This is a genomic window from Planktotalea sp., assembly GCF_049680325.1.
Taxonomy (GTDB): Bacteria; Pseudomonadota; Alphaproteobacteria; order Rhodobacterales; family Rhodobacteraceae; genus Planktotalea.
The window spans coordinates 1-13,447 of the sequence record NZ_JBAUHO010000088.1 but is presented as its reverse complement, the minus strand read 5'-3'; the positions used below and the strand labels follow the sequence as shown (position 1 = coordinate 13,447).

The following is a 13,447-nucleotide window of genomic DNA, read 5'->3' as shown; positions in this document are numbered from 1 at the left end:
GTTTGAGCGCCTTGTCATAGGTGCGCAGAATGTAGGGTTTGCTCATCTCGGGCCTCGTCGGTTACGTTAATGTAATGCTAGGGCAAACAAACCGCTCTTGCATCTATGACGCAGCGAGAGGGGGAATGATGGCAGAGAATAAAACCCAAGCGACAGAGCTTGATCCGCGCGACTTTATCGAGGCGCAAGAACATCCTGTACGTAGATCAGATGCCTTGGTTCTACTTGACCTCTTTTCCAAAATTACGGGGTTCAAAGCCAAAATGTGGGGGCCGTCCATTATTGGCTTTGGCCGCTATCACTATACCTATGATAGCGGTCGTAGCGGCGATTTTCTGGCAACGGGCTTTTCTCCGCGCAAGAGCAATCTGTCGATCTACGTCATGCCCGGCTATCAGGACTACAGCGCAATTATGGCGCGGCTGGGCAAGCACAAGTTGGGCAAATCCTGTCTGTATGTGAACAAGCTTGCGGATATCGACCTGGACGTGCTGGAGGAACTGATCCGCGCTGGTTTGACAGACCTAGCTGCGATCTGGCCTGTACATCCCGAATAGAGTGCAATCTGGACAAAAGGTAGCGCCTATGACAGAGCAACGCCAACAGGAGATGCACCCATGACCACCACCCGTTTCGCCCCGTCCCCGACAGGCTACATTCACGTTGGCAACCTGCGCACAGCGTTGTTCAACTACATGATCGCTGCCAAGTCAGGCGGTACTTTCATTTTGCGCATTGACGATACCGATCCCGTGCGCTCGGAAGAAAAATATGTGGACGCGATCAAGCAGGATCTCGAATGGCTCGGATTGACCTGGGACAAGATCGAGCGCCAGTCGCTTCGGTTGGATCGTTACGCCGAGACGGCTGACAAGCTGCGCGAAATGGGCCGTTTTTACGAGGCATTCGAAACACCGACCGAGCTTGACCTGAAGCGTAAAAAACAGCTGAACATGGGCAAACCACCTGTTTATGATCGCTCGGCTTTGGCGCTTTCGGATGCGGAAAAAGACGCGCTGCGTGCAGAGCGCGGGGAAGGCGTGTGGCGCTACAAACTGGATCAGGAACGCATCGAATGGAAGGACGGCATCCTCGGCGATATCTCGATTGATGCGGCGTCTGTATCTGATCCTGTGCTTATTCGCGGTGATGGGCAGGTGCTTTATACGCTCGCCTCTATTGTTGATGACACGGACATGGGCGTGACGAACGTTGTGCGTGGCTCAGATCACGTGACCAACACAGCGACGCAAATCCAGATGATCCGCGCGATTGGCGGCACTGTGCCCGCGTTTGCGCACCACTCCTTGCTTACGGGCCCACAGGGCGAGTCGCTTTCAAAGCGCCTTGGCACATTGGCCCTGCGAGACTTGCGCGAAGCGGGCGTTCAGCCGATGGCATTGCTATCATTGCTGGCGCGGCTTGGTTCGTCCCAGCCTGTCGAAGTTCGTACGTCCATGGATGAACTGATTGAAGGCTTTGACATCAGCCAGTTCGGCTCTGCCCCGACGAAATTCGATGTTAATGATCTCTACCCGCTAACAGCGCGTTATAACCATACATTGCCGCTTTCTGCGGTTGCTGATCGCATTGCCGCGCTCGGGGTGCCGGCACAGCATGCAGAGCGGTTCTGGGACGTTGCGCGCGAGAATATCACCGTGCTGAACGATCTGGGCGAATGGTGGGATCTGGCGCAGAACGGCGCTGATCCATTGATTGATGAAGGCGATGAAGAATTTATTGCGCAGGCGATGACCATGTTGCCCGATGGCCCCTACACGGACGCCACATGGGGTGAATGGACATCGGCGGTTAAGGATGCGACGGGCCGCAAAGGCAAAGGCTTGTTCATGCCGCTGCGCAAAGCCGTGACGGGGCGCGAGCGCGGACCTGACATGGCATCGCTCATGCCGCTTCTTCAAGTCATCAAAGCCAAGGGGTGATTGCATGGCAGAGCAAGCCAAATTCCTGACTGGCTCGCTCTTTCGCCACGTGTCAGTGATGTCGCTAACGGCCTCTGTCGGGCTGATGGCTGTCTTTCTTGTCGACTTCGTCGATATGATTTTCATTTCAATGCTTGGCAAAGCGGAGCTGGCGGCGGCCGTCGGCTATGCTGGGGCTATCCTTTTTTTCACAACCTCCTTCGGCATTGGCATGTCGATTTCGGCAGGTGCACTTGTAGCGCGCGCGCTTGGGGCAGGGGACAAAAGCGAAGCAAAACGCAAAGCCACCCATGCGCTCATTTACGGCGTCATCTTTGGCGCGGTGTTCGCCGCCCTCGTTTGGCTCAACCTGAGTTTCTTCGTGACACTTTTGGGCGCTGTGGGTGAAACCCATGATCTGGCGGTGCACTATTTGCAGATCATCGTTCCGACGCTTCCATTCTTGATGGTTGGTATGGTCGGCGGGGCGATTTTGCGCGCGCATGGGGATGCCAAGCGCGCGATGATGGCGACGATCTATGGCGGGGCCGTGAACGCCGTGCTTGATCCGATCCTGATTTTCGGTCTGGATATGGAACTCACGGGCGCTGCGCTTGCTTCTGTCGCTGCTCGCCTGACGATCGCGGCTGTCTCCTTGCTTCCGATCCTCAAACACTATGGCGGGTTTGTGCGCCCTGAAATGCGGGACCTGATGCTTGATCTGCGGCCTGTTCTTGCAATTGCTTTCCCCGCGATCCTGACGCAACTGGCTACGCCCATCGGGCAGGCCTATGTCACCCGTGCCATGGCTGACTTTGGCGAAGCTGCTGTGGCAGGTATGGCCATCGTGGGCCGCCTTACGCCGCTTGCATTCGGGGTGATATTTGCACTGTCTGGCGCTGTTGGCCCGATCATCGGGCAGAACTTCGGGGCTGGTCAATTTGGGCGTGTCCGTGGCGGGTTCATAGCGGGGATCAAATTTGTCGCGCTCTTTGTCGTCGCGATGACCTGTTTGCTCTATGTTCTGCGCGCACCGATTGCAGACATATTCGTTGCCAGCGGGATTACGCGCGAACTCGTTTATCTGTTCTGCGGTCCGCTCGCGCTTGTCTTCTTTTTTAACGGGTTGTTGTTTGTGTCCAACGCCAGCTTCAACAACCTCGGTCACCCATATTATTCGACCTGGATCAATTGGGGCCGCCATACAGTTGGTACCATCCCGCTTGTGATATTGGGGGCCGCATGGTTCGGCGCGCCGGGCGTGTTGATCGGGCAAGCTGTTGGCGGCGTTGTCTTTGGATTGATCTCGCTCTACCTTGCACTGCGCGTAATGCGAAACGTTGAAGCGGGCGCGGCGCAGAGGGTTGCAACAGAGCCATTTGCGCGCGAAGCACGTCTTATGCAGCGTAGCTTCTGGAAGCGCTAGATCCGCGTCACTTTGCACTCCAATGCCTCAAGCGCATCATCTACAAAGCGGGCTTCTTCGCGCGTTAAAAGCTGATGCCGTGGATAAAGCGGTGCGCACCTGTCATCTAAAACCGGTGCATCCCAGCCATGCGTGGTCGCAAAGAAAAGCGCGGCCCCAGCTTCGCCGAATTCGTTCAAATAGCCCTGAACGACAACATCCAGATAGCTTAGCAAGATCGGGTGCGCGGCGCTTGCGGGCGCGTGCTTGCCGTCTGGAATTGCGTAGATCATCGTGTCGTCCATTGCCTTCAAAGCGATGCGGTCATAGGCAAATTCACGGGCGTCCAATGCTGCCCAATCCGCGTTGGGGACTGCTGCGCTTAGCCCCTCTATTTCGCCAGTTGGATCAGGCACAGCCGTTAAAAACGCCACATCACGCAGGCCTGTGTGGCGCCATGCGCGGGCCCATCCTTTGACGCGTGTTCGGCGAATGTCGATGTAGTCGTGCGTGGCACGATTCACTAAGCTGCCATAGCCAAAGAAGCGTGGCGCGGCATTGCCTGCTTGATCCATATCAACGACGTTCCTCGATCAATTGCGAATAGTTCCACAGATATACCTTGTGATGCTTGGCGAAAAGAGGATGCGATGCGCGTTACGAAACGAACGAATATTGCAATGCGCGTGTTGATGTATTGCGCGTCTAATGAGGGTCATTTGGTGACCAAGGCGGACATTGCAGCGCGCTGTAATGCGTCGGAAAATCATCTGGCACAGGTGATCCATCAGCTTGCCCAGCTTAAGTATCTCTATACGCAGCGCGGCCGCAATGGCGGGTTAAGCCTTGCGCGCAAGCCAAGTGAGATCGCGATTGGCGATGTCTTTCGCGCAATCGAAGGGCCCGTGCCGGTTGCAGAGTGTTTCGCGGATGCCGACGACAGTTGTCCGCTGGTAAAGGCCTGCCGTTTGCGTCAGGCGATCACGGCGGCGGCTGAAAGTTTTTACACCCACCTGGACGGCATAACCCTTGCCGATCTGGTCTGCGACAATATCCCGTTACTTGATCTTTTGAGCGACACGAAGTGCAGCAAAACCGAGAGCGAAAAGTTAGCCTACGCAGTTTGAGCGCATGCTATTCTTGCGATCGTAGAACCTGAGCAGGGCGGGTCATAAGCGGTTTCCATGCAAAGGCCAGTCCTGCAAACAGCGTTGCTAAGATCCCACCCAGAATGATGGCCAGCGCGCTGCTCCAGATCACCTCATAGCGGGTTTCCATAATAAACGTGCTTACGGCCCAGCCGCCCAAGATACCTGCGCCCAAGGCGACTATGCCCGCCGCACCGCCAAGGATCGCAGCGCGCAGTGCAAAGCTGAGAAGGATGCGCGCGCGCGTAGCCCCCAGTGTTTTCAGAATGGCGGCTTCAAAGGTGCGCGCTTGCTCGCCCGAGGCGGATGCACCGATCAGAACGAGAAACCCTGTCAGTAAGGTCGCAGCGGCACCATAGCTAACTGCGGCGGCCAGCCCTTCCAGCACGCTGGACACCCGCGCAATTGCATCACCGACACGAATGGCAGTGATGTTGGGAAAGCGGGAGCCGAGATCGCGCAAGATCTCTGCTTCAGACTCAGGCGTTGCATAAACCGTCGAGATAAAGCTATGCGGCGCACCGGATAGCGCGGCAGGGTTCATCGACATGATGAACCCGATGCCCGCTGTTGAAAAATCAACCTCGCGAAAGCTTGAGATGGTTGCAGTGATATCGCGGCCAAGAATGTTCACCGTCAACTCATCACCCAGTTTCAGGTTCATCTCTGCCGCTTCCTCTGCGGCAAAACTGATGAGCGGTGGACCGCTATAGTCTTGCGCCCACCACCTGCCCGCAAGCAGGCGGGTGTTATCGGGTATTTCGCTTGAATAGGTAACACCGCGGTCCCCTTCGAGAACCCAATGATCGCCAGCAACATCGCGTGCAGGCAGGCCATTGATCTTGGTGATAATCCCGCGAAGCATGGGCGCGCTGTCAATGCGACTTACCGCGGGGTTGTTTTGCAGGCGTTCCAGATAGCCGGGCATCTGATCCTTCTGGATATCTACAAAGAAATAGGATGGCGCCACCGTGGGCAGATCCCGCGCGATGGCGCCCCGCAAGTTTCCGTCAATTTGTCCGACCGAAGCCAATACGGACAATCCAAGTCCTAGCGAAAGGACGACGGACACAGCTTCTTCACGTGGTCCTGAAATCGCTCTCAGCGCCCATCTTAGGCTTGCTTGCCCTCGCGACCAAGGCGCGAGCCATTTGGCAAGAAGGCGGATCAACTGCGCCGCGAGCACCAGCAAGATCAACGCCCCGATGATCCCGCCTGCGGTCCAGAGTGTCAGAAAGGCGGTGCCAGAGAACCAGCTTGCCGCGAACAGGAGCGCGGCAACCAGCGCAGCGATGGCGATCATATAGCGCGCTGCGGGAAGGCGTTTGGAACTTTGTCCTGCATCCCTGAACAAGGTTGCCGCGCGAATGTTTTCTGTACGCGCAAGGGGCCATGTGGTGAAAATCAATGCTGTCAGCACGCCGTACAGGGCCGCTTCAAACAATGGTTTGGGATAGATTGCGAATTCGGCAGGAATTGGAAGACGTTCGGTTATGAGCGGGGCGAGCAGCAAAGGAGCGAGCGCGCCAAGCGCAAGACCGAGAATGATCCCAAGTAGGCTGAGGATGCCGATCTGAATGAAGTAGGTTTGAAAGATCACCGCGCGCTCGGCACCAAGGGTGCGCAGGGTTGCGATCACGGATGTTTTGCCCTTGAGATAGCTATTGACCGCTGCCGACACGCCGACGCCGCCAACTGCAAGTCCTGAAAGTCCGACAAGGACCAGAAATGCACCAAGCCGCTCGACAAATCTTGCGACACCGGGCGCACCATTTCGTGCATCACGCCAGCGCAAACCGCTGCTGGCAAGGGCCACTTTCGCGGAGGCGCTGATTGCATCAATGTCTGCGCCTTCGGCTAGCTTCAAGCGGTATTTGCTGGAGAAAAGCGTGCCAGCTTCCAGCAAGCCTGAATTGCTCAGAGCAGCTTTCAGAACGATAACGCGGGGTCCGAGGCCAAAACCGCCGCCCGCGCTATCAGGTTCAGTGATGAGCGCCGCTGTTAGACGGAATTCCTGTGTGCCAAGTTTGAAAATGTCGCTGATTTCAAGGCCGAGGCGGTCCATGAGTACACGTTCCATAACGGCGCCGGGCAGAACGCTTTGCTCTGCCAGTGCATCCCCGATTGGCATAGGCGGGTCCAACCCGACTGCGCCAATCAATGGATAGAGCGTGTCCACTGCTTTGACCTGCGTTAGACCGCGTTCATCGCCGACGACCACCATAGAGCGAAAGTCTGCGATCTCTGACACGGCAAGCGCATTGGCGTCCATCCATTTGCGTTCTTCTGCGTTGGCAAAGCGGTAGGTTAGCTCCAGCTCTGCATCACCGCCAAGCAAAGCGGCACCCTCACGCGAAAGGCCAGCCTCGATCGAGGCGCGCACGGTGCCAACCGCCGCGATGGCCGCAACGCCCAGAGCGAGGCAGGCCAGAAAGATGCGAAAGCCATGTAAGCCGCCGCGCAGTTCACGCCGCGCAAACCGGGCGGCTAGGGACAGGCTCATTGGGAAGCGTCCTCGATACGGCCGTCGCGAAGGCGCACCAGACGATCACAGCGCGCAGCAAGTGCGTTGGAGTGGGTCACCAAAACCAACGTCGCACCGTCACGCGCTTGTAATTCGAATAGCAAATCCATGACCGCATTGCCGTTGGTTTCGTCCAGGTTTCCAGTTGGCTCATCAGCAAGCAAGATTGCGGGGCGCACAACCAGCGCACGCGCCAATGCGACGCGCTGTTGCTCGCCCCCTGACATCTGGCTGGGATAGTGATCTGCGCGATGACTTAAGCCGACAGTCTCAAGTTCTGCCTTGGCCTTGGGAAATGCATCACGATCCCCCGCAAGCTCTAAGGGCGTTGCGACGTTTTCAAGGGCTGTCATCGTCGGAATAAGGTGAAAAGACTGGAACACAACGCCCATCGAACGGCGGCGAAACCGCGCGAGCGCGTCTTCGTTCATCGCGGTAAGGTCTTCGTTCAGTGCCATGACCTGGCCGCCGCTCGCGCGCTCTAGTCCCGCCATGAGCATCAGCAGCGATGACTTGCCCGAACCGGACGGTCCGACAAGCGCTAAAGAGCGCCCTTTTTCGACATCCAGCGTTATCCCATGCAAAATATCTATGCGCCCGGCATTGCCATCCAGCGAAAGCTGCGCATCTTTAAGGGAAAGAACGGGTGTCGGCATAAGGAAGCGTCCAAGTGAGAAAATCACTCTTTGCATATGGGCCTTTGGCGGGGATCAGCAAGGCGATAGCATCAATTGCGCTGGTTTTTGCGCTGGCTGCGCCGCTGCGCGCGGAACAAATCACGCTTGTCGCTTTTGGTGACAGCCTGACCCAAGGCTATGGGTTGCTAGAGCACGAAGGCTTCGTTCCGCAAATGCGCGCTTGGTTGGCAGAGCAGGGCGCGGATGTTCGGCTGGTGAACGCAGGTGTGTCAGGTGACACAACAGCGGGCGGCGCAGCGCGCATCGAGTGGACTTTGACGGATGATATCCAGGGTATCGCAGTGGCCCTTGGCGGGAATGATTTACTGCGCGGCCTTTCGCCAGAACAGGCCCGCGCGAACATCGAGGCTATTCTCAGAGCCGCGCAAGCCAAGGGCGTGGCCGTTTTGCTGGTTGGCATGATTGCACCCGCGAACTACGGTGCTGAGTATAAAGCGGAATTCGACGCGATCTATCCCGAGCTTAGCGAAACCTATGAGAGCGTGTTCGCCCCCAGCTTTTTTCTAGGTCTGCAAAGTGGCACCGCTGTTGACCCCGCTGCTGTTCAGGGGTTCATGCAAGGCGATGGTATCCACCCGAATGCGGCAGGTGTGACGAAGATCGTTGAGGGACTGGGCCCGTATTACCTGAAATTGATCGAGCGGGTTCAGGGGGCAAGCAGCTTGGAGAAAAGCTGAGTTAAGAACCCATGCGCACCGCCCTCGCGAGAGGCTTGATCTGGCAATAAAACTTCGGTTTGCGCTGCAAAATCCGCGTAGTGTTGGGTCGTCGCCCAGATCGCGAAAATCAAATGGGCAGGATCGGATTTGGCAATCTTGCCCTCATCCATCCAATGCGAAATGACGGCGGTGCGATCATCGAACAAAGGTTTGAGATCGGCGACCAGATGCGGGCCCATGCGCGGCGCGCCTTGCAAGATTTCATTTGCAAACAAGCGGCTTTCGCGGGGCAGTTCAATTGCCATATCCAGTTTGCGATGGACGTACCCCAGCAATTCTTCGGTTGGATCACCGTTCGGATCCATGTCTTTCAGCGGGTCCAGCCATGTTTCCATCAATTGGCTAAGCAACGTGACATGAATGTCCTCCTTGCCGCCGAAGTAATATAGAATGTTCGGCTTGCTGAGGCCCGCCTCATTTGCAATCTGATCTAGCGTCGCGCCGCGATAACCATGACTTGAGAATACTTCGAGTGCGGCATCCAGAATGCGCGACCGATTCCTCTTTTGGATACGGCTTGGCGCTTTCTTTGTCCTAGGGGCACTCTGTGTCACGTCAGGTCCATTTACGGCATTGCTCATGAATTGAGCGTTTTCTCGGCTGCGTCCAAATGCTTGGCAAAGCCGCACAAGTCAATCCTTGACAGAGTCGACGCGCATTGCAATCGTGTCTTTACCAAATGGTAAAAAAGTAACCGATCTGCCAGATCGGCAAGACTTACAGGGGGGATGCATCATGGCGGCGCCGGGCGAGAATCTGAAAATCAACGGTGAGCGTCTTTGGGACAGCTTGATGGAGATGGCCAAGATCGGGCCGGGTATCGCTGGCGGCAACAATCGCCAAACCCTGACAGATGAAGACGCCGAAGGCCGTTCGCTGTTCCAGACATGGTGCGAGGCCGCGGGTTGCACCATGGGGCTTGATACCATGGGCAATATGTTTGCAGAGCGCGCGGGGACCGACCCTAATGCGCTACCCGTCTACGTTGGCAGCCACCTTGATACCCAGCCCACGGGCGGAAAATATGACGGTGTACTTGGCGTGCTTGGCGGCCTCGAAATTCTGCGCACGATGAATGATCTTGGTATCAAAACCAAGCATCCCATCATTGTCACCAATTGGACCAATGAAGAAGGGACGCGATATGCGCCTGCCATGCTGGCCTCTGGCGTTTTTGCGGGGGTGCACACGGAAGATTGGGCCTATGCCCGCGAGGACGCAGAGGGGAAATCCTTCGGTTCCGAGCTGGAGCGCATCGGCTGGCGTGGAGAGGAACCTGTGGGCGCGCGCAAAGACAAGATGCACGCCTTTTTCGAATTGCACATCGAGCAAGGCCCCATTCTTGAGGCCGAGGGCAAGGATATCGGAGTCGTCACCCACGGTCAGGGCCTAAGCTGGACACAAGTGACCATCACCGGCAAGGACAGTCACACTGGTTCGACCCCGATGCCAATGCGCAAGAACGCAGGGCTGGGCATGGCGAAAGTCTTGCAAGCCGTGGACGAGATTGCGTGGTCGCATAAGCCCCATGCTGTTGGTGCAGCGGGTCATATCGACGTCTATCCCAACTCGCGCAATGTAATCCCGGGGAAAGTGGTCTTTACTGTCGATTTCCGCTCGCCCGATCTTGCGGTGATCGAGGATATGGAAGCGCGGCTGCGTGTTGAGGCTCAAGCGATCTGCGATGACATGGGACTTGGCGTGGAATTCGAAAAGGTCGGTGGCTTTGATCCCGTGACTTTTGATGAGGGCTGCGTTTCGGCGGTGCGTGCAGCCGCTGAACGGTTGGGTTATTCGCATATGAACCTGATATCCGGCGCGGGCCACGATGCCTGCTGGATCAACAAATGCACGCCAACTGCGATGGTCATGTGCCCCTGCGTTGACGGGCTTTCACATAATGAGGCCGAAGAAATTTCCAAGGAATGGGCAACCGCTGGCGCGGATGTGCTGATGCATGCTGTTTTGGAGACGGCGGAGATTGTGGAATGAAACACCTGCTAGCAGTTCTTATCATTTGCATCAGCGCGGGTACTTTGGCCGCCGACAACAAATACTACCGCCTCACCACGCCTATGCCGCCAGAGGTCGAGCAGAACTTGCCTGCCGATGTCCCTGCAAAGGATGTTCTCGTGCAAGACGGCTGCTTTTTCTACCTGTACGAGGGCAATGTTTACCCCGTTGCCTTTCCCGAAACGCCGAACCAAGCGATATGCGCTGGCTGATTATACAGGCCAGCAATCCCGTTCGAACAGATTGATCTAAGAAGGACATCCCATGAACACCAAAGTTATAAAAGGCGGCATGGTCTGCACGGCGGATCGCACATGGAAAGCCGATGTGTTGATCGAGGGCGAAGTCATCAAACAGATCGGCGAGGACCTTAAAGGCGACGAATATATCGACGCGGAAGGTGCCTATGTGATCCCCGGCGGGATCGATCCGCACACACACCTTGAGATGCCCTTTATGGGAACCACCGCTGCGGAGACATTTGAAACGGGCACTTGGGCCGCGGCAACAGGCGGCACGACGATGATCGTGGATTTCTGTCTGCCCGGTGAAGACGGCGATCTGAAGAATGCGATCAATGAATGGCACCGCAAGTCCGCGCCGCAAATTTGCTCGGACGTCGGCTATCACATGGCGATCACCGGCTGGGACGAGGGCGTGTTCAACGGCATGAAAGACGCCGTTGATATGGGCGTGAACAGCTTCAAGCACTTCATGGCCTATAAAGGTGCATTGATGATTGAGGATGACGAAATGTTCGCCAGCTTCAAGCGCTGCCGCGAGCTGGGTGCCTTGCCCATGGTGCATGCGGAAAACGGTGATCTGGTTGCTGAAATGCAGCAGAAGTATTTTGATGAGGGCATTACGGGGCCAGAGGGGCACGCCTATTCCCGCCCGCCCGAGTTTGAGGGCGAAGCCGCGAACCGTGCCATCACGATTGCCGATTGCGCAGGCACGCCTTTGTACATTGTCCATGTCTCCTGCGAGCAGGCACATGAAGCCATTCGCCGCGCGCGCCAAAAGGGCATGCGTGTTTATGGTGAGCCGCTTATTCAGTTCCTGACGCTGGACGAGAGCGAGTATTTCAACAAGGATTGGGACCACGCAGCACGGCGCGTCATGTCACCGCCCTTCCGCAATAAAGAACATCAGGACAGCCTGTGGGCGGGTCTGCAATCAGGTTCGCTGCAAGTGGTGGCTACCGACCACGCTGCCTTCACGACCGAGCAAAAACGCGCGGGCCGCGATGATTTTCGCATCATTCCGAACGGCTCGAACGGCTTGGAAGAACGTCTCGCCGTGCTCTGGACCGAAGGGGTGGAAACGGGCCGCCTGACGCCAAATGAATTTGTCGCGGCGACCTCTACCAACGTTGCGAAAATCCTCAACATCTACCCTAAGAAGGGTGCAATCGTTGAGGGCGCGGATGCGGATATTGTGGTTTGGGATCCAAAGATTTCCAAAACCATCAGCCCCGCCAACCATCATTCGATTCTGGATTACAACGTGTTTGAGGGTTTTAACGTCACCGCCCAGGCGCGCTACACTTTGAACCGCGGCGAAGTGATCTGGGCATGGGGGCAGAACAGCCAGCCGAACCCGGGCCGTGGCCGTTTCATCCCGCGTCCTGCCTTTGCTGCGCCCAATGTGGCGCTGAGCAAGTGGAAAGAGCTGAACGCGCCAAAAATGATCAAGCGCGATCCGATGAATATTCCGGCAGGCATTTAAGGCAGGGCTAAGCACTTGAGCAGTGAAACAATCATCAGCGCGCGCAATCTAAGCCTGACATTTCAAACGAATGACGGGCCGGTTCATGCGCTGAAAGATGTCTCCTTGGACATTGAGAAAGGCGATTTTGTCAGCTTCATTGGCCCGTCTGGCTGCGGCAAGACAACGTTTTTGCGGGTTATGGCAGATCTGGAAAAGCCCACGGCTGGCAGCATTACGGTGAACGGGATGAGCGCTGAGCAAGCACGTCTACAACGTGCCTATGGCTATGTTTTCCAAGCAGCAGGCCTTTATCCATGGCGCACTATCGGGGGCAATATTCGCTTGCCGCTGGAGATCATGGGCTATGACAAAGCCGAACAGGCCGAGCGCGCAAAGCGGGTTCTGGAATTAGTGGAGCTTGCCGGGTTCGAGAAGAAATTTCCTTGGCAGCTTTCTGGCGGTATGCAGCAACGCGCTTCCATTGCGCGGGCGCTGGCGTTTGATGCGGATATCCTGCTGATGGACGAACCCTTTGGGGCGCTCGATGAAATTGTGCGCGATCACCTTAACGAGCAGCTTTTGCATCTCTGGGACCGCACGCAAAAGACCATCGCCTTTGTCACGCATTCCATCCCGGAGGCGGTCTATCTTTCGACCAAGATCGTGGTCATGTCACCGCGCCCGGGCAGGATCACCGATGTCATCGAAAGCACGCTGCCGCGCGAACGTCCTTTGGAAATACGTGACAGCCCCGAATTCATCGAAATTGCCCATCGCGTGCGCGAAGGCCTGCGTGCAGGCCATGAGGACGGGTAAATGAGAAACCTTGTGCCCATCCTCACGGTAGTTGCGGCAATAATCGCGCTTTGGTACGGGGCGGCGGTATGGCTGAATGCACCTTGGGCCTATGACAAGGCCGAGCGCGCGGGCATCGAGTTGTCATTCAAAGAAGTTGTCGCCGATACGTGGGCGCAGGATAAACCCAAACTGCCTGCGCCGCATCAGGTGACCGCAGAGATTTGGAAGACTACCGTCGAGAAAAAGATCACCTCGAAACGTTCGCTGATCTATCACAGCTGGGTCACGTTGAGCGCGACGCTTTTAGGCTTCGCGCTTGGAACAGTTCTGGGTGTCGCTTTGGCGGTGGGGATCGTGTTCAACCGCACAATGGATATGAGCGTGATGCCCTGGATCATTACATCGCAGACCATTCCGATTCTCGCGATTGCGCCAATGATTATTGTGGTGCTGAACGCAGTTGGCATATCGGGGCTGCTGCCAAAGGCGATCATTTCGATGTATCTGTCG

The 13,447-nt window shown here is 56.5% G+C and carries 14 protein-coding genes; 10 read left to right on the top strand and 4 right to left on the bottom strand.

What is annotated here, in order from left to right; all coding sequences use genetic code 11:
* Window positions 1-128 precede the first annotated feature (128 nt).
* The 3 genes from WBC85_RS03595 to WBC85_RS03585 are packed head-to-tail and all read left to right on the top strand — an operon-like array spanning window position 129 to window position 3,348.
* Window positions 129-557: a DUF1801 domain-containing protein gene (locus tag WBC85_RS03595; protein ID WP_424433306.1), complete on the top strand. Its 429-nt coding sequence runs from the start codon at window positions 129-131 to the stop codon at window positions 555-557.
* A 60-nt stretch (window positions 558-617) separates the two neighbouring features.
* On the top strand, window positions 618-1,943 hold the full coding sequence (gene gltX / locus WBC85_RS03590; RefSeq protein ID WP_424433305.1) for a glutamate--tRNA ligase: 1,326 nt from the start codon (window positions 618-620) through the stop codon (window positions 1,941-1,943).
* 4 nt (window positions 1,944-1,947) lie between these two features.
* Window positions 1,948-3,348: an MATE family efflux transporter gene (locus WBC85_RS03585; RefSeq protein WP_424433304.1), complete on the top strand. Its 1,401-nt coding sequence runs from the start codon at window positions 1,948-1,950 to the stop codon at window positions 3,346-3,348.
* Here WBC85_RS03585 and WBC85_RS03580 read toward each other — a convergent pair.
* Window positions 3,345-3,902, bottom strand: a complete 558-nt coding sequence (locus tag WBC85_RS03580; RefSeq protein ID WP_424433303.1) for a gamma-glutamylcyclotransferase family protein — start codon at window positions 3,900-3,902, stop codon at window positions 3,345-3,347. The genes WBC85_RS03585 and WBC85_RS03580 overlap by 4 nt on opposite strands.
* A 75-nt stretch (window positions 3,903-3,977) precedes the next feature.
* Between WBC85_RS03580 and WBC85_RS03575 the strand changes: the two genes are divergently transcribed.
* The gene (locus WBC85_RS03575; RefSeq protein ID WP_424433302.1) at window positions 3,978-4,454 is read left to right on the top strand and encodes an RrF2 family transcriptional regulator; all 477 of its coding nucleotides are present in this window, start codon (window positions 3,978-3,980) and stop codon (window positions 4,452-4,454) included.
* A gap of 7 nt (window positions 4,455-4,461) precedes the next feature.
* Here WBC85_RS03575 and WBC85_RS03570 read toward each other — a convergent pair whose 3' ends face one another.
* Both WBC85_RS03570 and WBC85_RS03565 read right to left on the bottom strand, forming a co-directional pair.
* Window positions 4,462-6,978 (bottom strand): ABC transporter permease, encoded by a 2,517-nt coding sequence (locus WBC85_RS03570; protein WP_424433301.1) that lies wholly within the window; start codon window positions 6,976-6,978, stop codon window positions 4,462-4,464.
* Window positions 6,975-7,655, bottom strand: a complete 681-nt coding sequence (locus WBC85_RS03565) for an ABC transporter ATP-binding protein (protein WP_424433300.1) — start codon at window positions 7,653-7,655, stop codon at window positions 6,975-6,977. The genes WBC85_RS03570 and WBC85_RS03565 overlap by 4 nt, the downstream gene beginning before the upstream one ends.
* A 14-nt stretch (window positions 7,656-7,669) precedes the next feature.
* Here WBC85_RS03565 and WBC85_RS03560 point away from each other — a divergent pair, with 14 nt between their 5' ends.
* Window positions 7,670-8,374 (top strand): arylesterase, encoded by a 705-nt coding sequence (locus WBC85_RS03560; protein WP_424433299.1) that lies wholly within the window; start codon window positions 7,670-7,672, stop codon window positions 8,372-8,374.
* On the opposite strand, the gene WBC85_RS03555 is transcribed toward WBC85_RS03560, so the two are convergent.
* Entirely contained in the window at window positions 8,344-8,997 is a 654-nt protein-coding gene (locus tag WBC85_RS03555) for a TetR family transcriptional regulator C-terminal domain-containing protein (protein WP_424433298.1), read from the bottom strand. The two genes, WBC85_RS03560 and WBC85_RS03555, sit on opposite strands and share 31 nt — an antisense overlap.
* Before the next feature lie 154 nt (window positions 8,998-9,151).
* Between WBC85_RS03555 and WBC85_RS03550 the strand changes: the two genes are divergently transcribed.
* The 5 genes from WBC85_RS03550 to WBC85_RS03530 form a co-directional block, all read left to right on the top strand.
* Entirely contained in the window at window positions 9,152-10,408 is a 1,257-nt protein-coding gene (locus tag WBC85_RS03550; RefSeq protein WP_424433297.1) for a Zn-dependent hydrolase, read from the top strand.
* The gene (locus tag WBC85_RS03545) at window positions 10,405-10,641 is read left to right on the top strand and encodes a hypothetical protein (protein ID WP_424433296.1); all 237 of its coding nucleotides are present in this window, start codon (window positions 10,405-10,407) and stop codon (window positions 10,639-10,641) included. Before WBC85_RS03550 ends, WBC85_RS03545 begins: the two co-directional genes overlap by 4 nt.
* 52 nt (window positions 10,642-10,693) lie before the next feature.
* The gene (hydA, locus tag WBC85_RS03540) at window positions 10,694-12,157 is read left to right on the top strand and encodes a dihydropyrimidinase (protein WP_424433295.1); all 1,464 of its coding nucleotides are present in this window, start codon (window positions 10,694-10,696) and stop codon (window positions 12,155-12,157) included.
* A 15-nt stretch (window positions 12,158-12,172) separates the two neighbouring features.
* Complete coding sequence (locus WBC85_RS03535) at window positions 12,173-12,955, top strand: ABC transporter ATP-binding protein (RefSeq protein WP_424433294.1); 783 nt, start codon at window positions 12,173-12,175, stop codon at window positions 12,953-12,955.
* Window positions 12,956-13,447: ABC transporter permease (locus tag WBC85_RS03530; RefSeq protein WP_424433293.1), on the top strand; the 492-nt coding region annotated here is incomplete at its 3' end.

What these genes read in the sequence shown, in the direction of transcription:
- WBC85_RS03555 (WP_424433298.1), bottom strand. Translation starts at nt 8,997, where the DNA reads ATGAGCAATGCCGTAAATGGACCTGACGTGACACAGAGTGCCCCTAGG.
- WBC85_RS03545 (WP_424433296.1), top strand. Translation starts at nt 10,405, where the DNA reads ATGAAACACCTGCTAGCAGTTCTTATCATTTGCATCAGCGCGGGTACT.
- WBC85_RS03550 (WP_424433297.1), top strand. Translation starts at nt 9,152, where the DNA reads ATGGCGGCGCCGGGCGAGAATCTGAAAATCAACGGTGAGCGTCTTTGG.
- WBC85_RS03585 (WP_424433304.1), top strand. Translation starts at nt 1,948, where the DNA reads ATGGCAGAGCAAGCCAAATTCCTGACTGGCTCGCTCTTTCGCCACGTG.
- hydA (WP_424433295.1), top strand. Translation starts at nt 10,694, where the DNA reads ATGAACACCAAAGTTATAAAAGGCGGCATGGTCTGCACGGCGGATCGC.
- WBC85_RS03565 (WP_424433300.1), bottom strand. Translation starts at nt 7,655, where the DNA reads ATGCCGACACCCGTTCTTTCCCTTAAAGATGCGCAGCTTTCGCTGGAT.
- WBC85_RS03580 (WP_424433303.1), bottom strand. Translation starts at nt 3,902, where the DNA reads ATGGATCAAGCAGGCAATGCCGCGCCACGCTTCTTTGGCTATGGCAGC.
- gltX (WP_424433305.1), top strand. Translation starts at nt 618, where the DNA reads ATGACCACCACCCGTTTCGCCCCGTCCCCGACAGGCTACATTCACGTT.
- WBC85_RS03575 (WP_424433302.1), top strand. Translation starts at nt 3,978, where the DNA reads ATGCGCGTTACGAAACGAACGAATATTGCAATGCGCGTGTTGATGTAT.
- WBC85_RS03570 (WP_424433301.1), bottom strand. Translation starts at nt 6,978, where the DNA reads ATGAGCCTGTCCCTAGCCGCCCGGTTTGCGCGGCGTGAACTGCGCGGC.
- WBC85_RS03595 (WP_424433306.1), top strand. Translation starts at nt 129, where the DNA reads ATGGCAGAGAATAAAACCCAAGCGACAGAGCTTGATCCGCGCGACTTT.